At 67.7% G+C, this 21,419-nt stretch carries 18 protein-coding genes; 1 reads left to right on the forward strand and 17 read right to left on the reverse strand.

Translation table 11 applies throughout. From position 1 onward, the window contains the following. Positions 1-24: 24 nt before the first annotated feature. The 6 genes from P7F68_RS05565 to peaA all read right to left on the reverse strand — a co-directional run bounded on the left by P7F68_RS05565 (position 25) and on the right by peaA (position 7,581). Complete coding sequence (locus P7F68_RS05565) at positions 25-1,527, reverse strand: aldehyde dehydrogenase family protein (RefSeq protein WP_277831357.1); 1,503 nt, start codon at positions 1,525-1,527, stop codon at positions 25-27. A gap of 70 nt (positions 1,528-1,597) precedes the next feature. Further along, positions 1,598-2,914 carry an alginate export family protein gene (locus tag P7F68_RS05570; protein WP_277831359.1) on the reverse strand — a complete coding sequence of 439 codons (1,317 nt, stop codon included), beginning with the start codon at positions 2,912-2,914 and terminating at the stop codon, positions 1,598-1,600. A 112-nt stretch (positions 2,915-3,026) separates the two neighbouring features. Beyond that, positions 3,027-4,163, reverse strand: a complete 1,137-nt coding sequence (gene peaD, locus P7F68_RS05575; protein WP_277831361.1) for a quinohemoprotein amine dehydrogenase subunit beta — start codon at positions 4,161-4,163, stop codon at positions 3,027-3,029. Positions 4,164-4,173: 10 nt separating this feature from the next. Beyond that, complete coding sequence (gene qhpC, locus P7F68_RS05580) at positions 4,174-4,500, reverse strand: quinohemoprotein amine dehydrogenase subunit gamma (protein WP_002925648.1); 327 nt, start codon at positions 4,498-4,500, stop codon at positions 4,174-4,176. Then, on the reverse strand, positions 4,497-5,927 hold the full coding sequence (gene peaB, locus P7F68_RS05585) for a quinohemoprotein amine dehydrogenase maturation protein (RefSeq protein ID WP_002925647.1): 1,431 nt from the start codon (positions 5,925-5,927) through the stop codon (positions 4,497-4,499). The genes qhpC and peaB overlap by 4 nt, the downstream gene beginning before the upstream one ends. Positions 5,928-5,997: 70 nt before the next feature. Beyond that, positions 5,998-7,581: a quinohemoprotein amine dehydrogenase subunit alpha gene (peaA, locus tag P7F68_RS05590; RefSeq protein ID WP_277831365.1), complete on the reverse strand. Its 1,584-nt coding sequence runs from the start codon at positions 7,579-7,581 to the stop codon at positions 5,998-6,000. 322 nt (positions 7,582-7,903) lie between these two features. On the opposite strand from peaA, the gene P7F68_RS05595 reads away from it, so the two are divergent. After that, entirely contained in the window at positions 7,904-8,890 is a 987-nt protein-coding gene (locus tag P7F68_RS05595) for a helix-turn-helix domain-containing protein (protein WP_277831367.1), read from the forward strand. 64 nt (positions 8,891-8,954) lie between these two features. Here P7F68_RS05595 and qhpG read toward each other — a convergent pair whose 3' ends face one another. The 11 genes from qhpG to P7F68_RS05650 all read right to left on the reverse strand — a co-directional run bounded on the left by qhpG (position 8,955) and on the right by P7F68_RS05650 (position 21,409). Then, positions 8,955-10,286 carry a flavin-dependent monooxygenase QhpG gene (gene qhpG / locus P7F68_RS05600; protein ID WP_277831369.1) on the reverse strand — a complete coding sequence of 444 codons (1,332 nt, stop codon included), beginning with the start codon at positions 10,284-10,286 and terminating at the stop codon, positions 8,955-8,957. Beyond that, positions 10,276-10,968, reverse strand: a complete 693-nt coding sequence (qhpE, locus tag P7F68_RS05605; protein WP_277831371.1) for a subtilisin-like serine protease QhpE — start codon at positions 10,966-10,968, stop codon at positions 10,276-10,278. Before qhpE ends, qhpG begins: the two co-directional genes overlap by 11 nt. Continuing rightward, the gene (locus P7F68_RS05610; protein WP_277831373.1) at positions 10,969-12,690 is read right to left on the reverse strand and encodes an ABC transporter ATP-binding protein; all 1,722 of its coding nucleotides are present in this window, start codon (positions 12,688-12,690) and stop codon (positions 10,969-10,971) included. Between the two features lie 3 nt (positions 12,691-12,693). Then, positions 12,694-13,614, reverse strand: a complete 921-nt coding sequence (locus P7F68_RS05615; protein WP_002925637.1) for an MBL fold metallo-hydrolase — start codon at positions 13,612-13,614, stop codon at positions 12,694-12,696. Next, complete coding sequence (locus P7F68_RS05620; protein WP_277831376.1) at positions 13,611-13,805, reverse strand: DUF1289 domain-containing protein; 195 nt, start codon at positions 13,803-13,805, stop codon at positions 13,611-13,613. The genes P7F68_RS05615 and P7F68_RS05620 overlap by 4 nt, the downstream gene beginning before the upstream one ends. Next, positions 13,802-14,002 (reverse strand): DUF1289 domain-containing protein, encoded by a 201-nt coding sequence (locus P7F68_RS05625; RefSeq protein ID WP_083485734.1) that lies wholly within the window; start codon positions 14,000-14,002, stop codon positions 13,802-13,804. Before P7F68_RS05625 ends, P7F68_RS05620 begins: the two co-directional genes overlap by 4 nt. Positions 14,003-14,068: 66 nt before the next feature. Further along, positions 14,069-15,010, reverse strand: coding sequence for a hydroxymethylglutaryl-CoA lyase (locus P7F68_RS05630; protein WP_277831378.1), 942 nt, complete (start codon positions 15,008-15,010; stop codon positions 14,069-14,071). 16 nt (positions 15,011-15,026) lie between these two features. Beyond that, positions 15,027-16,718, reverse strand: coding sequence for an AMP-binding protein (locus P7F68_RS05635; RefSeq protein WP_277831380.1), 1,692 nt, complete (start codon positions 16,716-16,718; stop codon positions 15,027-15,029). Between the two features lie 210 nt (positions 16,719-16,928). Further along, positions 16,929-18,932: an acetyl/propionyl/methylcrotonyl-CoA carboxylase subunit alpha gene (locus tag P7F68_RS05640; RefSeq protein WP_277831382.1), complete on the reverse strand. Its 2,004-nt coding sequence runs from the start codon at positions 18,930-18,932 to the stop codon at positions 16,929-16,931. Between the two features lie 68 nt (positions 18,933-19,000). After that, positions 19,001-19,792: an enoyl-CoA hydratase/isomerase family protein gene (locus P7F68_RS05645; protein ID WP_002931260.1), complete on the reverse strand. Its 792-nt coding sequence runs from the start codon at positions 19,790-19,792 to the stop codon at positions 19,001-19,003. Positions 19,793-19,801: 9 nt separating this feature from the next. Next, positions 19,802-21,409 (reverse strand): carboxyl transferase domain-containing protein, encoded by a 1,608-nt coding sequence (locus P7F68_RS05650; protein ID WP_277831384.1) that lies wholly within the window; start codon positions 21,407-21,409, stop codon positions 19,802-19,804. Between the last annotated feature and the right edge of the window lie 10 nt (positions 21,410-21,419).

Consider the following 21,419-nt stretch of genomic DNA (forward strand, 5'->3'; position numbering starts at 1 on the left):
CAAGGCCGACGGCGCACGGGGTGCTTACAGGGCCATGATCACCGACTTGCTCTCGGTGTAAAGATCGAGCACCGCGCGCCCCATCTCGCGACCGATGCCCGATTGCTTGTAGCCGCCGAAGGGCATGGAGGCGTCGAGGATGTTGTGGCAGTTGACCCACACCGTTCCGGCCTTGATCTTCGGCACCAGCCGATGCACCCGCGACAGGTCGTTCGACCAGATGCTGGCGCCCAGGCCGAACGGGGTGTCGTTGGCGCGGCGGGCGACCTCGTCGAGGTCGTCATACGGCATTGCCACCACCACCGGACCGAAGATCTCCTCGCGCACCACCTTCATGTCGTCGCGGGTGTCCACCAGTACGGTGGGCTTGACGAAGTAGCCCTCGCCCTCGCCTGCCGCTCCGCCCGCCAGGGCGCGCGCGCCCTGCTCGAAACCGCTGCGGATGTAGCCGAGCACACGCTGCTGCTGGGTGGCCGACACCAGCGGGCCGATCTGGGTCGTGGGGTCGATGCCGGCACCGAGCTTCATGCCGGCGGCGATCTCGGACAGGCCCTCGACCACGCGCTCGAAGCGGCTCTTGTGCACATACAGGCGCGAACCCGCGCAGCACACCTGGCCCTGGTTGAAGAAGATCGCCTGCGCCGCACCCGCCGCCGCCGCCGCCGGATCAGCGTCGTCGAGCACGATCACCGGGCTCTTGCCACCGAGTTCCAGCGACACCCGCGTCATGTTGTCGAGCGCCGCCTTACCCACCAGCTTGCCGATCTCGGTCGAGCCCGTGAAGGCAACCTTCTCGATGCCGGTGTGCGAGGCCAGCGCTGCGCCCGCGGTATGGCCATGACCGGTGACCACGTTGAACACGCCGGCCGGGTAGCCCGCCTCCAGCACCAGCTCGGCAAAGCGCAGCGCCGACAACGGGGTCTCTTCGGCCGGCTTGAGCACCATGGTGCAGCCCGAGGCCAGCGCCGGCCCCGCTTTCCAGGCCACCATCAGAAGCGGGAAGTTCCACGGGATGATCGCGCCCACCACCCCCACCGGCTCGCGCCGGGTAAAGCCGAAGAACTCGCGGTTGCGCACCAGAGGCACCGAGACTTCCATCGTCGAGCCTTCCAGCTTGGTCGCCCAGCCCGCCATGTAGCGCAGGAAATCCACCACCAGCGCCACGTCGACCGCGCGCGCCATGGTCACCGGCTTGCCGTTGTCGAGGGCCTCGATCTCGGCCAGCTCCTGCGCGTTCGCCTCGACCAGGTCGGCCAGGCGCAGCAGCAGGCGCTCGCGGTCCACCGGACGCATGCGCGGCCACTCCCCCTGCTCGAAGGCCTTGCGCGCCGCTGCCACTGCGCGGTCGATATCGGCCGCCTCGCCGGCCGGCACGCTGGCAAACACCTGTGCGCTGGCCGGGTCGACCACCTCCAGCACACCACCGCCGACGGCCTCCAGCCACTCACTGCCAATCAGCATGCGCTTGGGCTGGGCCAGGAAGCGGCGCGTGTTGGCACTCAGCAACTCACCCTTGTATCGATCCATCGTTCGTCTCCGTATGTAGGTTTGGGTCTGGTTTGATCAGGTATCGGTTTGGGCGCGAACTGCGGCGCGCTCAGAAGTTGAACAGCAGTACGGCCTGCAGATAGACATTGCGGCGGGCGTTGCCCTGCAGCGCCTTCACGTCCCCGCCGCGCGGCTCATAGAGGCCGAGCAGCGGCACAAAGGTGAAGTTGTCGTTGATCTGCCAGAAGGCGAAGAGGTCGATTTCGCGCCCGTCGAGCTCGGCTCCATCACCGATGGACTTGATGTCCCAGTACTGGAGGGTCACCGACAGATCGGCACGCGGCGACAGGGTCAGCTCAAGTCGGTCCACTTTGTTGCCGCTGTTGGCCGGTCCGGCATAGTTGGCGGCAACCTCGCCCTGGAACCAGGTCCCCAGGCCTCGGCTGAGACCGAAGAACAGCGGATCGAAGGCCTCGTTGCGGGCAGTCCCGGCCTTGTCGGCCGAGAAGCGCGCATGGCGGTAGTTGAGCGTCGGACTCCACGGCAGATCGGCAAAGGTCCACCCGCCCTCGACGGTCCACGCGTCGGCGTCGTTCTTCACATCCGTGCTGCCACCACGCTGGTCGACGTACTCGAAGGACAGGAACAGGTTCTCCACCCCCAGGCTACCCTGACCGCGAACGCTGGTGATGCGCATGCCATCGCGGCGGTCGAAAATGCCCAGCCCCGTGCCCTTGTCCACATCGAGCACCTTCATCCAGCTCAGGCCAAGCGTGCCGTGCGTCTCCGACACGTACTCCACGTTCACGCCGCCAAGCTCGGTGTCCTGGTGATAGGGGTTGTCCGACTGCAGCCAGAACGCGTCGCCGCGCAACGGGCCGTCGGGGTCGACACGCAGGATGGCGGTATTGCCGAAGCTCTTCTTCGCAGCAAGGTAGTAGGCGCCGCCGCGATCGACATCGACACCGAGCACGTCGAGGCCCTTGCCGAGGTTGATGCGGTCGCCCGCGATCAGAAAGCCGTCACCGAGCTGGAACTGCTGGCGGCCGAAGGAGAAGTCGAGCAGGCCGCCGGCGCTGCGCCAGCCGAGGTAGGCATCCTCGAGGTCGATGTCGCGCTCACGCCCGGTGGTATAGCCGCCAGCATCGCCGTCGCCCCAGGAGCCCTGGGCGATCGCGCCCAACCCGCCGTACAGTTCACCGTTGCCGGCGCGAGTCTTGCCGACCAGGACGCCGTGCACGAAGGCTTCTCGCCACTTCTTGCCGCCCTCGCCGAGGTAGTCCTCGCGTGTCGAGAAGGCACCCGCCATGCCGTCGACGTTGAAGCCCAGGGTGGTGCCGTCGCGCTCGTAGAAGTCGGCGGCCTGTGCGCTGCCCAGTGTGGCCAGCCCTGCGAGCAAGGCGACCACGGTCGTGTGAATGCGCATGATGTTCGTCTCCTGATTGATTGTTTTGGCGTGCGGGGCCCCTCAGGACCCGTAAGGTCCCGATGAACGCCCCGCCACGCGGATCAGCGGATCAGTGCTTGGGTGTGCGGACTCAGCGCACGAAGACCTGCCCGGTGCCGAGCGACATGTCGCCGCCTGGCAGCTTCACCTGGCCGACCTTCGCCAGCGTGTCGGCGTCGTGGATGGAGATATCGTTGAAGGTTCCGGTGAGATACAGCCGGCTCCCCGCCTGGTTGGTCAGCAACGTGTAGTAGGTGTGATCGAGCTCGGCCGCCTCCACCAGCTTCTGCTGCGCGATGTCGTACTTGGTGAGGCGATGGAGCAGGCCGTAGATGATGTTGCGATCCTTCGGCGAGCGGATCCCGGTGAAATAGATCTCGGTCAGCGGGCCGAATTCGCGCGCCTCGGTCTCGCCGCTCTTGAGGTCGACGTTGAGGAAGCCGTACTGGTACTCGGCCGTCTCCATGTCCTGCTTGTCATCCTGGAACTTCGCCGTGGTGTAGAGGATGGTGAAGTCGCGCGTAGGCGTCTGTACCGGCCACAGGTAGAGCACGTCGAGCGGGGCATGGGTGGGCCGCTGCCAGTCGCGGATCGGCAGCGCGACCGTCATCTCGCCCGTCTTCACATCCACCCTGTAGAGGTTGGGACCCGCCACATAGACGGCACCGTCGTCGCCTGCAAGCATGATGTTGAGCTGGCGCGGCGCCGGGAACGTACGTACCGGCTTGGCCTCAAGACCGGCCTGGGTGTCATAGGCGACGAAACGCGGCTCGCCGACGCGATAGTGGTCGCGGTTGATCCGGGTGGGGTTCTGCACCGCGTACAGCTCCTTGCCGTCGGGGCTGATGGTGAACGACCCGATCGACTTGGCGCGTTCGTTCTCGCCCTGCGACATCTCGGCGCGGAAAGTCACCTTGCAGGTATCGAGGTCTACGCCGTAGATCGTGCCGAAGCGGTTGTTGAGGACATAGGCCGTGCGGCGGTCAGGCGCGATCTGCGTGATCCCCGGCCCGAAGGCGTCGGGCAGCTTGCAGGTCTTGTAGACACTGTCGCTGGCCAGGTCGACCACGTTCAGGTTGTTCGGATAGTTCGCCACCATCAGGTACTCGTTGCCGGGCTTGAGCGCCAGCGCCTCGTTGCCTGCAGCCGCAGGCAGGGTGCTGGCGGCCAGGCAGGCGAGCGCGGCCGCGGTGCGGCGCAGCGCGCCGCCGGTCATCGTTGTCTTCATGTCCGCCCCCTTACAGCTTGTCGCCCGGGAAGACCGAGCCGAGATTGCGCCAGTCCTCGCGGGTGTTGGCCGCGTCCTTGTTCCAGTCCGGGTAGGTGTTCATCACATCGGGCACCTGGGCCGGCCACCAGCACGGATCAGCACAGCCGTAGAGGTCGGACTCCATCGGCTGGCACAGCGAGGCCACGCCGCCGAAGGCGTCTACTTCCCAGCCCGGGTCCACCGTCGCCGTGCAGCCGGCGAGGGCGCTCATCGCCACCACCTCCTCGATCCGGTCCTCCGCAACCGCCTTGTCCAGCAGCCGCGCCTTGTTATTGATCGCCTTGAGATGTTTCATGACGCCCTCCTCGGGGAAATATGCTGTTCGATGAAGGCCGGGTTGCCGGCCATGATGCGGCTGTAGACCTCGATGCCGAAGTCCACCCAGTCGCGCATCAGATCGCAGTAGTGGTAGGTGGGGTGTGCCGGATCGCCGTAGCGCGCGTAGCTCTCGTGGTAGCAGCCGCCCGAGCACAGGTTGCGGATGCGGCAGCTGGCGCAGCCGGTATCGGTGCGATCCAGGCGCTGGGACAGGAAGTCGCCGAGCTGCTCGCGCTTGATACCGTTCTTCACATCGCCGAAAGTCGGCAGCGTGGAGCCGGTGAAGCGGTGGCACAGGTTCAGTTCGCCCTTGTGATCGACCGCCAGCATCTTCAGCCCGGCGCCGCAGGGCAGCGCCTTCTTGTGGCCTTCGTGCAGGTCGGTGATCAGCTGGTGCATGTTGGAGAAGCCGATGTTGCGACCTTCCAGCGCTGCCTCCAGGTAGCGCTGGCCAAGCCGCTTGAGCCCAGCGAAGACCTCGACCAGCTCCTCGCCCGTGAGGTTGAAGGTGCTGATGTCGCCCGAGGTCACCGGCGCGAAGCCGACTTCGGCAAAGCCGAGCTCGTTGAACAGGTGATCCCAGATGCGCTCGACTTCGGTGGTGCCATGGGTCAGCGTGACACGCGCGCCGACCGGCCGCGCGCGATAGCGCGACAGCAGGCGCTCGGCCTTGCGGCGCACGGTCTCGTAGGTGCCCTGACCGCCGACCGTGAGCCGGTTGCGGTCATGGATCGCCTTGGGACCGTCGATGCTGATCGACAGGCCGAAGCGGTGGGCGTTGAGCCAGTCGATGGTGTCGTCTGCAAGCAGCGTGGCGTTCGTCGTCATGACGAAATCGACCTGCTTGCCGAGCTCGGGGAAGCGCGTCTCGCAGTACGCCACCACGTCCTTGATCAGCGGCAGGTTGCTGAGCGGCTCGCCGCCAAAGAAGACGACGGTGTAGCGGGGCTCGTCGGGCGACTCGCGCAGCATCATCTCGATCGCGTCGCGTGCGGTCTCGAAGGCCATCTTGCGACCCGCCGAGGGCTTGTCGAGATCTTCCTTGTAGCAATAGGTGCAGCTCAGGTTGCAGCCGGTGTTGACGTTGAGCACCACCGTGGTGAGCGGGAAACGCTCGAAGGTGTGCGCGAGCGCGGTGGCGCCGGCCGGGCGGCCGTCGTCGATGAGCTCGAGCGCGACCAGCTCGCGGATCGCCTCGGCCACCTCATGGGCCTCGAACTCCGTACGCAGGCCGTCGATCAGGGCCTCGGCACTCAGGCTCTGGCGGCGGATACGGTCGAGCAAGGCCGCGGTCAGCGTGTCGAGCGCGAACAGCGAACTGCTCGGGATATGGAACAGCATGCGCGTACCATCGACGCGCACTTCGTGCAGGTTGTCATGCACGAGATTCAGGACCGCACTCATGGGGAACTCCTCGTGAATCGCGAGTTTCGGGGTGCAGGCGAACGCCTGCAGGCACGGACAGCGGACCCGCTCACGGAATCGGCGGGTTGTTCCAGCGCGGCGGCGCCACGATCACCTGGCCCTCGCCGCGCAGGCGCTCGGCACCCTGAGCCACCTCGGCCACGACCTTGAGATTGCCCACATTGCTGGCCGACATCCGGCGCGCCGGATTGGGCCCGGCGTCACCCGGCACGAACACGCCGCTCGCCGCGTCCATCAGGCCGGCGAACTTGACGTCCTCGTCGCGCACGGCAACCTCGTCGAAGGGCTCGACCGACCAGTTCGCCGGCACGAAACCGATGCGGAAGTCGTCCTCGGTACCGATCTGTCCATCCGGCCCGGCCGCCCAGGCCTCGGCGTCGAAGCGGGCCTCCACCTTCGCCGTCGGTGTGCCATTACCACCGATGCGGGCCACCGCGAACGCCGGCATCACCTTCACCGCCGCGATGCTGTCATACACAGCGAGCGTGCCGCCACGCGCCTCACCCACTGCGACCTGGTGCACGCCACGCGCGTCATCCGCCGCCTCCACGCGCAACACGACTTCGGCATTGGAGCGCCGGATCGTCTCCAGCAAGCGCACCCCCGGGGGCAGGCTCACCTCACCCTGCAGGCCGGAACCGACGATGCGCAACTCGGCCGCCATGCCGGCCTTGAGGTGGGCCGGGTGCACCGCCAGCACACGGCTGTTGCCGGGTTGCTGCAGGCTGGCCACGACATCGGCGCCGATCTCGTCCTGATCCCGCAGGAACATGCGTCCGCGCAGCACGCCGTCCTCGAGCGCAAACACCTGGCGCATCGGCGTGCCATCGACGACCAGATCGCCGCGCCACTCATAACCGGTGTACAGCAGCGCCTGCCCCTTGCCGCTCATCGCACTGCCGTCATCCCAGCGCCCGTCGAAGCTCAGCGCGTACAGGTCCTTGCCCTTGGCGGCGCTGACCTTCATGACACCCGAGAAACCGCCGCGCCCGCTCATGTGGCCGCTCATGCTCCACTCGCCCTTCACCACCTGCGGTGCACGGGCCTGCCATTGCGTCCAGGCCTCCGCCTGCAAGGGCAGGGTGCGCGCCAGTTCGGGGACCATTTCCTTGAGCGCGATGCCGAACCAGTCGCGGTCACGCCCCAGCGCCTGGTACTCGGTAGTCGGGTACTGACCGAGATGGAAATGCACCAGATGCTCCCACTCTTCCGCAGGCCGGCGCTGCAGCATCACCCGGGCGCCGGAATGGCAGCGCGCGCACATCTGGGTGAACTGCTCGGATTCGAACTGCTCGACCGTATTCAAGCGTCGCTCGAGCGCGTAACGCACGCCGTCGGTCTCGGAGGGCGCCAGGCCCTGCGTGTCGGCGAGATACTTGACCACGGTGCGCCGCTCGTCGTCCGTGACCTTCAGGCCATGGACGATCTGCATGCGTGCCACCGACATCAACCACCCTTCGGGACTCTTGCGCTGCTGACTGATGCGACTGATTCCCTCATCGCCCTCGGTGTGACAGGGCAGGCACTTCGCACGTATCAGCGCCTCGGCCGATGCCAGGGCCGGCGCCGGCGCCAGCGCTGCACCAAGGGCCGCCAGGCTGCTCAGCGCAGCCGTAATCGTTTTGATCTTCAAGACCGGATCTCCTCTTGTGTCCTCTGATGAAGCCCTTGCCGCACCCGATCGCCGCCGGGCTCCTGTGAAGGGTTCGATTCATCCTAGGCGTCGGACCGCCGGTCCTGTTATCCGAAAACGGCAAGGGCAGGCTCGGGCTCCGGCTTGCCATCGCGGACACCGACGTGCCATGCTCCAGGCACAGACCGGGGGCAAGGCTGCGGTGAAGGCCACGCCCGCCCCTGACTGGATCACATAACGACAATGGCGATCGCACACCGATCGGACAAGGAAGAGACATGTTGGCCAGCACCACCGGGAGCCCCCCGGGGGAGTACCGGCAATGAGCCCGGCCGCCACCAGGACGGACCGCCTCCCCTACTCGCATTCCTCACGCGAAACGAAAGACGCGGACGATCACGCCGCATGCCTGAGCAACTGGCAACAGCGCTACGATCAACTGAGCGCCGGCAGCTTTTCCGGCGTGTTCGAGGAATTCTGCTTCGGCAACGTTCAGTTGTTCCGCGAGGGACTGAACCAGTCCGTTCACCAATCCGGGATCGCCTGGCCTGGGTCGCGCACCTTCGCGGTACCGGTTGCGATCGAAGGCACGGGCTGGTTTGGCGGCGAGGTCTATGACGCGCATTCGATGCTGACGCTGGGCGGCTCCGACGAACTGGACTTCCGCACTCCCCGCCGGCTCGAGATCCTGGCCTGTACGGCGGACGCCAGGGCACTGTGCGACTACGCGCAGCAGGTCGATCACCGCAACATCGAGGCCGAACTCGCGGCACGCAGCATTGCGCCCGCCAGCCCCGAGCAGGTCACCGCCCTCGGCAAGCTGCTGGCGACGATGATGGCAAGCCTGCGGGCCACGCCTGCGCTCCTCCACCACGCGCAGATGCGCAAGGCGATGGAGCAAGCCCTGTTCGCCACGCTGCTCGACACCCTTGCGTCCGCCACCACCGCATCGGCCAGCCCCGCATCATGTCGCACCCGCCAGCTCGTGGTCGCACAAGCACGCGCCTACATGGAGGCCCACATCGACGAGCCGATCACGGTGGCCGACCTGTGCATCGAGCTCGGAGTATCGCGCCGCACCCTGCAGTACAGCTTCCAGGACGTGCTCAACCTCAACCCGGTCAAGTTCCTGCGCGCGATCCGACTCAACGCCGTGCGGCGGGCACTCAAGAGCGCAGACGCGAACGGCCGCGAGACGGTCGCGGACATTGCCGCACGCTGGGGGTTCTGGCACCTGTCGCACTTCGCCGCCGAGTACAAGGCCATGTTCGACGAACTGCCCTCCGAAACGCTCAAGCGCCGGATCTGACTCTGGTTGCGCGTCAATTAGTTTTTTTGCTACGCCCATTAGCCCAAATTGGCAACGCGCAGCCTCAGGAAATCCACCCCTGACCCTTCATCCAGCCCACGATCTGCGAAGCCCGCGGCGCGGCAAGGCCCAGCCGGGCCTCCAGCACCGCCTCAGGAGACACCCCCGCGCCGGCCGCACGCAGCGCGCACAGCGCCGGCGCAAGCTCCACCCCGTCCAGATGCCACACGCCGAGCGGCTGCTCGGGCGTCACCACCACCGTCCGCTCGACGATGCGGCCGTCCTTGACCACCGGACGGCTGTCGATGCCCACCGTCTCCGGCGTCACCGCCGCGTGCACTGGTGCGGCGTCGGGCCAGCTGCGCCGCGCCGCCCAGAATGGCGCATCGGACCAGCGCGACTCCTGCGCGTAGAAGTCCCGGCCGATGCGGGCGAAGCGGTGAAAAAGGTGTTCGATGCGCTGCTGGTGGAAGCGCCGGGCAAGTCCGCCATGCTCGGGGTCATGGCGCAGCGTCGCCACCACCGCCGGCGCCTGCAAGGCGGAAGACAGCGCCTGGAAGATGCCGTTGCCCGATAGCGGATCGACCGCCATCGCCGCATCGCCGACGCGAAGCCAGTCGTCCCCGGCGACCTCGCCACCGAGCACGGCCGTGCTGGTACGCGCATGGGGCTCGCCGACCGGCGCCGCATCGGCCATGAAGGCTGCAGCCGCGTCGACAGCCTCGAAGCGCGCACGGCAGTAGTCGCCGAGCGCCTTCTTGGCAGGCAGGCCTGCGGTGGCGACATCCAGGGTCAGCTGCAGATAGCGCCGCCCATCTGCCAGTGCAGCCATCCACATCCAGCCATCCTCGCAGCTCTGCACCGTCGAACCCGGTGAGGTTTCCGGGCCTCTCCAGTACTGCAGCAGCGACACCGTCTCCACCCCGCGCAGCCGCGGCCGCCCGCCCGCAGGGGCAGCACGGCCACGGGCCTCGACCACGAAGTCCGCAGCCAGGGCAAGACGGCGATCGGCGGCGTCCACGCCGATCCGGTAGCGCCCCTGCTCCGCGTGCACGGCGGTAACGCGCCCGCGCACCACCTGCACCCCCAGGCGCTCCAGATCCACGAGCATGGCGCGATCGAAGCACTGCCGATCGACGAGGCTCTCGGAGTTGGCCTCGGCATGCACCCCGTTCCAGTTCGCTCGCCGCGGGGAGGGCGGCGCGAAGGCATCGAGCGCGCGCTCGAAACCCAGACTGCGGAGGGCCTCGATGACCCGCGACGACACCCCCTCGACAGCGGCAAACCGGCGCGGCTCACCGACCAGCACGACGGGCTCGCCGAGCCGGGCCAGCCCCAGCGCGGTCGCCGCACCCGCCGGCCCGGCGCCGATGACCACGATTCCCTCATTGCTCATGCGTCCTGCTCCCCGGATTGTCCGCACCATGGTGGCGAGCCTGCGCACGCAACCATGCATGCAGCTGGTCGGCACGGCCTGCCACCGCCAGATGACGGGCAGCGAGGCCACTCAGCCAGGCACAAGCCATGCTGGCGCCGGCGCCGGACAGTGTGCCGTCGAGCGGCCGCACATGGGAGCCGAAATCGGCATGCTCCGCGCCCAGGGCCGCGATCTCGGACGGCGCGCAGCGCGCATCGCCGGTCACCCGCAGCACGCCCGCGAAGCCCGCGGGATACACCGCCGGGCCCCGTGCCGGTGCAGCCGCACACAGCACCACGCCCGCGGCGCGCGCGCGCGCACAGGCGGCGGCGAGCACGGGGCGCGGCTCACGCAGGCCAAGGCTGAGGTTGATCAGGCCGGCACCGCACTCGACCGCCCAGTCGATCGCGGCAGCCACCTGCAGCGGCGTGGTACCGAGACGCTCGCGGAACACCTGGGCGACCAGGAGTTCGATCCGGGGTGCGCAATGCAGCAGGATATCGGCGACGCGGCTGCCATGTCCGAGCGCGTCGGGCGCAGCCTCGGTGCGCCGCACGCCGCGGTCATCGAGCACGAAGGCTGCCGCGGCCGCAACGCAATTCTGGTGTCTGGGGGCGCAGCCGCTATCGACGAACGCCACCCGCAGCGCCGCGGCCGCCACCTAGGCGAGCTCCGCAGGCAGGTCGAGGACGTCGATCCGGCCGCCCTCCAGGCGCAGGCGCAGATCGCACCCGCACAGCGTGGCTGCACGATGACTGATCAGGATGCGCGTACGCCCAGCGAACAGGGCATCGACCTCGGCGATCACCGCGGCCTCGGTCGCTTCGTCGACCGCCGAGGTCGCCTCGTCGAGGACCAGGACGCAGGGGTCCTGCAACAGCGCACGGGCGATCGCGATACGCTGGCGCTGGCCGCCCGACAACTGCTGGCCGCGCTCGCCCAAGGGCGTATCGAGCCCTTGCGGCAACTGCGCGATCAGCACATCGAGCTGCGCCCGCCGCGCCGCCTCGCGTACAGCGGCATCGTCGGCCTGCGGCGCGGCATAGCGGATGTTGGCCGCGAGCGAGCCGCGGAACAGCACGATGTCCTGGCTGACGACCGCCACTGCGCGACGCAGCTCATTGAGGGCGAGCGCGCGCAGGTCCACGCCGTCGATCCTGATTGCACCGGCGGCAGGATCGTAATGGCGATGCAACAGATCGATGAGCGTGGACTTGCCCACGCCCGAGGCACCGGTCAGCGCCACCTTGCTGCCGGCCGGAATGCTCACCGAAGCGCCATCGAGCACGGCCTCCTGACGCCCAGGGTGGCGAAAGACCACATCGTCGAGCTCGATCCCGCCCCGCCATGCGGCGTCCGGCGCATGCAGCCCGACGCGCATCTCGACGTCCACCGGCGCCTCGCGCAACTCGCTCACCCGCATCAGGCTCACGCTCATGCGCTGCACTGCCACGTACAGGCCGAGCAGGCTGTTGACCGGGCCGGTCGCCATGCCGAGGTAGGTCGAGAACGCAATCAGCGCGCCGAGCTGCCAGGCGTCGTTGATCACCCACCAGCCGCCGATCACGAATGCGGCAGCGCGTGTCAGCGAGGTCAGCGTCGCCGGCACGGCATGAGTCAGGAATTCGGTGCGCTGCAGGCGCAGCAGCCCGCCCAGGTAGTGCGCGCCCAGCGCGTCCAGGCGTGCGCGTTCGTCGGCCTCGCGGCTGGAGGCCTGGATGAACTTCATCGCCGGCAGGGTCTCGACCAGGAAGCTCGACACATCGGCAGCGCGCTCGCGTACGCACCGCGTATCGACCTCCACCTTGCGCCGCATCCAGCGCAGCCACACCACCTCGAGCGGCACCAGCACCAGAACAAGCAAGGACAGCTCCCAGGACAGGCTGAGCATCAGCAATACCGCCCCGGCGAGGCCGATCAGACTGCTGACGGCCGCGAACAGGCTATCGACCGCAAAGCGCTGGATCTCGGCGACGTCGCCATCGATGCGCGACATCAGGTCGCCCATGCGCTGACGACCATAGAATGCGGGCGACAGGCGCTGCAGGTGGCCGTAGAGATCACTGCGCAAGGCGAACAGGATGGTGCCGGAGAGCCGCGTGTGGAGCAGCCGGTTGATGCCGGCAAGGACGGTGCCGACGATGCCGACCAAGACCATCGTCCCGGCGACGGCCAGCAGCATGCCGTAGTCCCGCGCGAGCAGGCCTTCGTCGATGAGCAGCTTGATCAGCCAGGGCTGCAGCAGCACGAGCAGCGTCGCGGCGAACGACAGCAACAGCAGGCCCGCGATCGCGCGTCGCTGCGGCCGCACGAAACCGTAGAGCCAGCGCAGGCCGCGCTGCAGTTCGTCGGGCCGATCGGAGCGGATCAGGCGGGCAAGCATGGCTCAGTGCGCAACCAGCTCACCATGCTCACGACGGGCAACGCCGGCACGCTCCAGCTCCTTCACCAGCCAGGCAGCAAGCGCATCCGGGTCCAGTCCAAGAAAACGCGCATTGGCCTCGCGGTAGAGCGGCGTCTCGGCAAGATGCCGCGGCAACTCGTCGAGCGCCATGCTGCGCACCTCGAGCAGCTTGAAGGTCATGCATGCGCGGATGGCGTTGCGCGCCATGCGCGCGCTGTCGGCCTCGAAGGCGCGCAAGCGGGCGAAGGCGCGTCCGAGCGCATCGTCGAACTCGGCAAACGGTGCGCCATGGCCGGGGATGACGACATCCACCGCCAGCCGGCCTATCTCCTCCAACGTCCGCCGCGCCTCGCCAAGGCCGTCTCCGGTGCCGAGCACGTCCGCGAACAGGATGCCGAAGCCGTCGCGCCACAGCGCGTCCCCCGACATCAGGATGCGGCGCTCGGCGTTGTAGTAGGCCAGCGCATCCATGTCGTGCCCAGGGACTGCAATCGCCTCCCACTCGAGTTCGCCGGCGACGAAGCGCTCGCCCGGGCTGAGCGTGGCATCGGCATGGAAGCGCTCGCCCGATTGCGCTGCGGTGCTCAGCAGCAAGGCCTGCTCGTCCCACTCATTCACCGCCGGCGCCATGCCGACAGGCACGGTGATCGAGCAGCCGAAGGCACGCTGCACGCTGGCGTTGCCGCCAATGTGGTCCGAATGCGAGTGCGTGTTGAGCAGCCGACCCAGCCTGCGCCCATCGAGCGCGTCGCGCAGCAGTTCTACCGTCTGCGCGGCATGACTCACGTAGCCTGAGTCGACCAGCGTCGCCTCGTCGCCGTCGACCAGCACCACGTTGTTCGCCGACAGCCAGCCACGCTCGAGCACCTGCAGCGTACGCGGCAGACGGGGGCGCTGGGTCAATCGCTGCCCTCCCCGAGCTCGGCGGCGACATTGGCCGGCAGCGGCACCGCCGCGTCATCGGCCTTGAGTGCCGGCGGCGGCGGTGCGACCGGCACCCCGTTGATCTCGTCGGCGGTACGCCCACAACCGAGGCAGACGCCGGAATCCCAGTCGATCATGCACACGCCGACACACAGGGCGTCGCCGCTCATGCACGTGTCTCCGCTATCGGCGCAGTCGCACCCAGCCATTCACGGCGCTCGGCAACCGCGGCCAGGATGGTGCGGCGCTCGTCGTCGCTGCTGCGGCTCCAGCGCGTGATCTCGTCGATCGTGCGCTGGCAGCCCTCGCACCAGCCGGTGTCCGGACACATGCGGCAGATGTTGATACAGGGGGAAGGAACACTCATGCGAAGCTCTCTGTTGGCAGGTCGGCTGCCCGTGCGTGCGGGCAAGCTCATGATCCAAAGCCAGGATTATGGACCAGCCGGCGCGCGCTGGGCACGCTTGGCGAGCACCGCACGCGCCACGCGCGATGCCGGCTCGCGGCCGAGCTGAGCGCTGATCCAGGCTGCGGTGTCGACGAGGGCGTCGAGTTCGATGCCGGTATCGATGCCCAGGCCGTGCAGCAGCCAGACCACATCCTCGGTCGCAACGTTCCCCGATGCCCCCGCTGCATACGGGCAGCCGCCCAGGCCACCAACCGAAGCGTCGAACACCGCCACGCCCATCTGCAGCGAGGCATGCACGTTGGCGACCGCCATGCCGTAGGTGTCGTGATAGTGGCCGGCAAGCAGCTCGACCGGCACACGCATCGCCACGGCCTCGAGCATGCGCTGGATGCTCGCCGGGTTACCGACACCGATCGTGTCGCCAAGCGAGATCTCGTAGCAGCCCATGTCGCGCAGGGTGGCCGCGACCTCGGCCACCGCCTGCGGCGCCACTGCACCCTCGTAGGGGCAGCCGACCACGCAGGACACGTAGCCGCGCACGCGCACGCCGGCCGCGTGCGCCGCCTCGGTGACCGGACGGAAGCGCGCCAGCGACTCGGCGATCGAGCAGTTGATGTTCTTCTGGCTGAAGGACTCGGAGGCGGCGCCAAACACCGCCACCTCCTTCGCCCCGGCAGCAAGCGCCGCCTCGAAGCCCTTGAGGTTGGGCGTCAGCACCGGATACGCGACACCGGCCGCTGGCTGCGCGAGCACGCGCGCGAGTACCTCGGCGTTGTCACCCATCTGCGGCACCCACTTGGGCGACACGAAGGAAGTGGTCTCGATCGCCTTGAGCCCGGCACGCTCAAGACGACGCACGAGTTCGACCTTGGTCTCGGTGGGAACCAGTTGCTTCTCGTTCTGCAGGCCGTCGCGCGGCCCCATCTCGACAATGCGCACGGCGTTGGGCAGCTTCGGTGTGGTCATGTATGCATGCTCCTGGTCAGGCGGTCTTCGCTTCGTCGAGGCCGAGTTCCTCCTTCATCTTCTGACGGATCTGGAACTTCTGGATCTTGCCGGTCACCGTCATCGGGAAGCTGTCGACGAAACGGATGTAGCGCGGGATCTTGTAGTGCGCGATCTGCCCCTGGCAGTAGGCACGCACCTCGTCCTCGGTCAGGCCCTCGCCCTCGCGCACGATGATCCAGGCGCACAGTTCCTCGCCGAACCTCTGATCGGGAATGCCGACCACCTGGACATCGAGCACCTTGGGGTGAGCGTAGAGGAACTCCTCGATCTCGCGCGGATAGATGTTCTCGCCACCGCGGATCACCATGTCCTTGATACGACCGACGATGTTGCAATAGCCCTCGTCGTCGATGACCGCGAGGTCGCCGGTGTGCATCCAGCCGCCAGCGTCGATCGCCTCCCTGGTCTTGGCCTCGTCGCCCCAGTAGCCAAGCATCACCGAGTAACCGCGCGTGCACAGTTCGCCCGGCGTGCCACGCGGCACGATGCGGCCGTCGGTATCGACGATCTTCACTTCCAGATGGGGCTGGACGCGGCCGACGGTCGATACACGGCGGTCGATGGGGTCGTCGGTACCGCTCTGGAAGCTCACCGGCGAGGTCTCGGTCATGCCGTAGGCAATGGTCACCTCCGACATGTTCATCTTGCCGATCACGCGCTTCATGACCTCGATCGGGCACGGACTGCCGGCCATGATGCCGGTGCGCAGGCTGGAGAGATCGAACTCGGCGAAGCGCGGATGGTCGAGCGCGGCGATGAACATCGTCGGTACGCCGTACAGCGCGGAGCACCGCTCCTGCGCGACCGTCTCCAGCACTGCCAGCGGCTCGAAGGCCTCGGCCGGGTACACCATGGTCGCGCCATGGGTCAGGCAGCCGAGGTTGCCCATCACCATGCCGAAGCAGTGGTACAGCGGCACCGGGATGCACAGGCGGTCGCCCGGCACGAGCTTGATCGCCTCGCCGACGAAGTAGCCGTTGTTGAGGATGTTGTGGTGCGACAGCGTCGCGCCCTTGGGATGGCCGGTAGTGCCGGAGGTGAACTGGATGTTGATCGGGTCGTCGAACTGCAGCTTCTCGGACAATACAGCCAGCGCAGCGAACTCCTCGCGAGCGGGCGCACGCAGCAGCTCGTCGAAGTTGAGCATGCCGGGCGACCTGTCCGCGCCCATGCGAATCACCATCTCGAGCGCGGGCAGGCGGTGGCTGCGCAGCAGGCCGGGCTCGCAGTGGCCGAGCTCGGGTGCGAGGTCGGCGATCATCTCGAGGTAGTTGCTGGTCTTGAAAGCGGGCGACAGGATCAGCGCACGGCAGCCGACCTTGTTGAGCGCGTACTCGAGTTCGGAGCGGCGATAGGCCGGGTTGATGTTCACCAGCACCAGCCCGGCCTTGGCGGTGGCGAACTGGGTCAGCGCCCATTCCATGTTGTTCTGCGACCAGATCCCGATGCGATCGCCCGGCTCGAGGCCAAGCCGCATCAATCCGCAGGCCAGCGCGTCAACCTTGAGCTTGAGCTGGGCGTAGGTCAGGCGCACGTCCTGGTGGCGCACGATCAGCGCCTCGCGTTCGGCATGGGAGGCGCAGGCCTCGTCGAAGAAGCGGCCGATGGTCTGGCCGATCAGTTGCTTTTCGGATGCGCCGTGCACATAGCTTGCGGTGCTGCTCATCGTGTCGTCCTCGCTCCTGTTCTTGTGTGCGTACCACTTCGACTACAAAAGGCTCGCGGCTGGCGCCGCTCCTGCAGGGAGGGCGCAGGCGTGCGGGGCTTGCTGTGGGAGCGGCGCAAGCCGCGAACCTTTAAAGCATCTGACCCGCACGCCTGCGCCTTCACCCCCTCGCGGCTGTCGCCGCTCCTACAGCAATCGGCCTTGCGTGAATCAGGCCGCGGTGGCCTCGAAATCCACCAGCTCGGCGCCGTCGCCCACCTGGTCGCCGACGCCGAAGCGGAAGGCCTTGACCGTGCCGGCGGCGGGCGCGGTGATGGTGTGCTCCATCTTCATCGCCTCCAGGATCAGCAGCGGCGCGCCCTTCTCTACCTTGGCACCCTCAGCGGCAACGAGCGCGATGACCTTGCCGGGCATCGGCGCCAGCAGGCCGCCCTCGGCGCCGCCCCCCTCGCCGCCGTGGTGCAGCGGATCGACTGCAGCAAGCTGCCAGGCGCGTCCCTTGGCGAAGACGTGGCGGCGGCCGGCGGCGGCGATCACGGTGGCGTCCATGCGCGTGCCGTCGAGCTCGACGCGCAGCAGCCCGCGCTCGTTGAGCTCGCCGCGCGCCTCGACGCTGCGACCGTCGATGGAGAGCCGCCAGGCCCCCGGCAGGTAGGCGACATCGACGGCGTGGTCGGTATCCGCATGACGGAACAGCAAGGTGCGACGTGCAGTGGCGTTCATCCGCCAGCCGTCGCGCGCATGCCAGGGCGAGCGCGCATCCGCCGTGCGCTGCGCGCGCTTGTCGGCCAGGGCCGCTTCGCGCAGCAGCTCGGCGAGCGCGGCAATCTGCAGCACTTCGTCCGCCACCCCGGCGTCGGCGGGGAAGAGGTAGGCCTTCTCGCGCTCGATCAGGCCGGTGTCGAGGTCGGCGCCCGAGAACGCCGGGCAGGCCGTCAGGCGCGACAGGAACTCGATGTTGTTGGCGACACCCACCACGCGGTAGTCGGCCAGCGCCTGCAGCATGCGGGCGAGCGCGCGGTCGCGGTTGATGTCCCATACGATCAGCTTGGCGATCATCGGGTCGTAGTGCGGGCTGATCTCATCGCCCTCCTCGACGCCGGTGTCGACGCGCACATGCAGCGACTCGGCGGGCGGCGCCAGGTGCACCAGCTTGCCGGTGGAGGGCAGGAAGCCCTTGGCCGGGTCTTCGGCGTAGATACGCGCCTCGAGTGCATGGCCGCGGATCTGCAGTTGCTCCTGCTCCAGCGGCAGCTTCTCGCCCGAGGCGACGCGCAGCTGCCACTCGACCAGATCCAGCCCGGTGATCATCTCGGTGACCGGGTGCTCGACCTGCAGGCGGGTGTTCATCTCCATGAAGTAGAAGGAACCGTCCTGGTTGGCGATGAACTCCACCGTGCCGGCGCCGACGTAACCCACCGCCTTGGCCGCATCGACCGCCGCCTTGCCCATCGCCGCACGCCGCTCGGGCGTCATGCCGGGCGCGGGCGCTTCTTCCAGCACCTTCTGGTGGCGGCGCTGCACCGAGCAGTCGCGCTCGAACAGGTACACCACGTTGCCGTGGGTGTCACCGAAGACCTGGATCTCGATATGGCGAGGCTTGGTGATGTACTTCTCGACCAGCACATGGTCGTCGCCGAAGCTGGAGATGGCCTCGCGCTTGCAGGAGGCGAGCAGATCGATGAAGTCCTCCGACTTCTCGACCAGGCGCATGCCCTTGCCGCCACCGCCGGCCGCGGCCTTGATCAGCACCGGGTAGCCGATGGCGTCGGCCTGCTGGTGCAGGTAAGCCGGCGCCTGCTCGTCGCCGTGGTAGCCGGGGGTGAGCGGCACGCCGGCCGCGTCCATCAGCTTCTTGGCCTCTGACTTCGAGCCCATGGCGCGAATCGCCGACACCGGCGGGCCGATGAAGACGATGCCCTCGCGCTCGCAGGCGTGGCAGAAGTCCTCGTTCTCGGACAGAAAGCCGTAGCCCGGGTGGATGGCCTGGGCGCCGGTCTGCTTGGCCGCAGCGATGATCTTGTCGATGACGAGGTAGCTCTCGCGCGCCGCCGCGGGGCCGATCAGCACCGCCTCGTCGGCCAGGCGTACGTGGCGGGCGTTGGCATCGGCCTCGGAATACACCGCGACGGTCTTGATGCCCATGCGGCGGGCGGTCTTGATCACCCGGCAGGCGATCTCTCCACGATTGGCAATCAGGATCTTGTCGAACATGTTGTCTCCAGCGTGTCTTGTGTCGGTTCGGCGCGAGGCCAGGCGCAATTTCGGCCCAATTCCGGCATTCAGCCCTGCGCGATCCAGGCTGCAGGGCGCTTGTCGAGGAAGGCAGCCAGGCCTTCCTTGGCCTCCGGGGTTGCGCGCAGGCTGGCGATGCGGCCTGCGGTATCCATCACCAGCGCATCGCTCACCGGCCGGTTGGCCACCGCACGGATCAGATCCTTGGCCGCAGCCTGCGACTTGGGGCCGCCCTGCAGCAGCGCATCGACCACTTCCTCGACCTTGGCATCCAGCGCCTCGGCGGCGACTGCCTCATGGGCCAGCCCCAGCTCGGCCGCGCGTGTCGCATTGATGCGCTCGGCAGTCTGGAAGTAGCGGTAGGCCTGGCGCTCGCCGATGGCACGGATCACGTAGGGGCTGATCGCCGACGGGATGATCCCGAACTTGACCTCCGAAGTCGCAAACACCGCCTTGTCACCGGCAATGCAGATATCGCAGGCGCTCGCCAGCCCCATGCCGCCACCCAGCGCCGCACCATGCACGCGGGCGATGGTGGGCTTGTTCATCTCCGCCAGGGTGCGCAGCATGCCGGCGAGCTTCATCGCATCGGCGAAGTTCTCCGCCTCGCTCGCCTCGCCGGCAGCCCTCATCCAGTTGAGGTCGGCGCCGGCCGAAAAACTCTTGCCGCGTCCCGCCAGCACGACCGCGCGCACCGCGTTGTCGGCATCGAGCTCGATGCAGGCGGCGGTGAGGTCGGCGATCAGCTGCGCGTTGAAGGCGTTATGCACGTCCGGACGGTTCATCCAGATCGTCGCCACACCACCAGCGCGGACGATCTCCAGGGTCTCGTAGCTCATCTCGCCCCCTTACATCCGGAACACGCCGAACTTGGTCGGCTGGATCGGTGCATTGAGCGCGGCCGACAGCGACAGGCCGAGGATGCGACGCGACTGCGCCGGGTCGACCACGCCGTCGTCCCACATGCGCGCGGTGGCGTAGTAGGGATGGCCCTGGAACTCGTACTGGTCGCGGATCGGCGCCTTGAAGGCCTCTTCCTCCTCCTTGCTCCAGCTGCCGCCCTTGGCCTCGATGCCGTCGCGGCGCACGGTGGACAGCACGCTCGCCGCCTGCTCGCCGCCCATCACGCTGATACGCGAGTTGGGCCACATCCACAGGAAGCGCGGCGAGTAGGCACGGCCGCACATGCCGTAGTTGCCGGCACCGAAGGAGCCGCCGATGAGCATGGTGATCTTGGGCACCTGCACGGTCGCCACGGCGGTCACCATCTTGGCGCCGTCCTTGGCGATGCCGCCGTTCTCGTACTTGCGGCCAACCATGAAGCCGGTGATGTTCTGCAGGAACAGCAGCGGGATGCCGCGCTGGCCGCACAGCTCGATGAAGTGCGCGCCCTTCTGCGCCGACTCGCCGAACAGGATGCCATTGTTGGCGACGATACCCACCGGGTAGCCGTGGAGCTGGGCGAAGCCGCACACCAGGGTGGTGCCGTAGCGCGCCTTGAACTCGTCGAAGCGCGAGCCATCGACCACGCGGGCGATGATCTCGCGCACGTCGAAGGGCTTGCGGGTGTCGGTGGGGATGATGCCGTAGATCTCTTCCGGGTCGTAAAGCGGCGCCTCGCCCTGCCCGAGCGCCATGTTGATCGGCTTCGTGCGGTTGAGGTTGGAGACGATGCGGCGCGCGATGTAGAGCGCGTGGGCGTCGTTCTCGGCCAGATGGTCGGCCACGCCCGACAGGCGCGTATGCACATCGCCGCCGCCCAGGTCCTCGGCGCTCACCACCTCGCCGGTCGCCGCCTTCACCAGCGGCGGGCCGCCGAGGAAGATGGTGCCCTGGTTCTTGACGATGACGGTCTCATCCGACATCGCCGGCACATAGGCGCCACCTGCGGTGCACGAGCCCATCACCACCGCGACCTGCGGGATACCCTTGGCCGACATGTTGGCCTGGTTGAAGAAGATGCGACCGAAGTGGTCACGATCGGGGAAGACCTCGTCCTGTTTCGGCAGGAAGGCGCCACCCGAGTCGACCAGGTAGATGCAGGGCAGGTTGTTCTGCTCGGCGATCTCCTGCGCGCGCAGGTGCTTCTTGACCGTCATCGGGTAGTAGGTGCCGCCCTTCACCGTAGCGTCGTTGGCCACGATCATGCATTCGACGCCCTGCACGCGGCCGATGCCGGTAATCACGCCGGCGCTCGGCGCCTCGTCGTCGTACATGCCGTACGCGGCCATCTGGCCGACTTCGAGGAAGGGGGTGCCGGGGTCGAGCAGGTGACCGACACGGTCGCGCGGCAGCAGCTTGCCGCGCGCAGTGTGCTTGGCACGTGCGGCCTCGCCGCCGCCGAGGCTGACCTGGGCGGCCTTGGCGCGCAGATCCTCGACCTGGGCGCGCAGGCTTGCGGCGTTGGCCTGGAAGTCTTCGCTGCGGGTGTTGATGCTGGACTTGATCACGCTCATCGCAGACGCT

Source organism: Thauera mechernichensis (assembly GCF_029588855.1).
GTDB classification, from domain to species: Bacteria; Pseudomonadota; Gammaproteobacteria; order Burkholderiales; family Rhodocyclaceae; genus Thauera; species Thauera mechernichensis.

Coding starts and splice junctions, on each gene's coding strand:
- P7F68_RS05565 (WP_277831357.1), bottom strand. CDS start 1,527: ATGGATCGATACAAGGGTGAGTTGCTGAGTGCCAACACGCGCCGCTTC.
- P7F68_RS05570 (WP_277831359.1), bottom strand. CDS start 2,914: ATGCGCATTCACACGACCGTGGTCGCCTTGCTCGCAGGGCTGGCCACA.
- peaD (WP_277831361.1), bottom strand. CDS start 4,163: ATGAAGACAACGATGACCGGCGGCGCGCTGCGCCGCACCGCGGCCGCG.
- qhpC (WP_002925648.1), bottom strand. CDS start 4,500: ATGAAACATCTCAAGGCGATCAATAACAAGGCGCGGCTGCTGGACAAG.
- peaB (WP_002925647.1), bottom strand. CDS start 5,927: ATGAGTGCGGTCCTGAATCTCGTGCATGACAACCTGCACGAAGTGCGC.
- P7F68_RS05595 (WP_277831367.1), top strand. CDS start 7,904: ATGAGCCCGGCCGCCACCAGGACGGACCGCCTCCCCTACTCGCATTCC.
- qhpG (WP_277831369.1), bottom strand. CDS start 10,286: ATGAGCAATGAGGGAATCGTGGTCATCGGCGCCGGGCCGGCGGGTGCG.
- P7F68_RS05610 (WP_277831373.1), bottom strand. CDS start 12,690: ATGCTTGCCCGCCTGATCCGCTCCGATCGGCCCGACGAACTGCAGCGC.
- P7F68_RS05620 (WP_277831376.1), bottom strand. CDS start 13,805: ATGAGCGGCGACGCCCTGTGTGTCGGCGTGTGCATGATCGACTGGGAT.
- P7F68_RS05625 (WP_083485734.1), bottom strand. CDS start 14,002: ATGAGTGTTCCTTCCCCCTGTATCAACATCTGCCGCATGTGTCCGGAC.
- P7F68_RS05630 (WP_277831378.1), bottom strand. CDS start 15,010: ATGACCACACCGAAGCTGCCCAACGCCGTGCGCATTGTCGAGATGGGG.
- P7F68_RS05635 (WP_277831380.1), bottom strand. CDS start 16,718: ATGAGCAGCACCGCAAGCTATGTGCACGGCGCATCCGAAAAGCAACTG.
- P7F68_RS05640 (WP_277831382.1), bottom strand. CDS start 18,932: ATGTTCGACAAGATCCTGATTGCCAATCGTGGAGAGATCGCCTGCCGG.
- P7F68_RS05645 (WP_002931260.1), bottom strand. CDS start 19,792: ATGAGCTACGAGACCCTGGAGATCGTCCGCGCTGGTGGTGTGGCGACG.
- P7F68_RS05650 (WP_277831384.1), bottom strand. CDS start 21,409: ATGAGCGTGATCAAGTCCAGCATCAACACCCGCAGCGAAGACTTCCAG.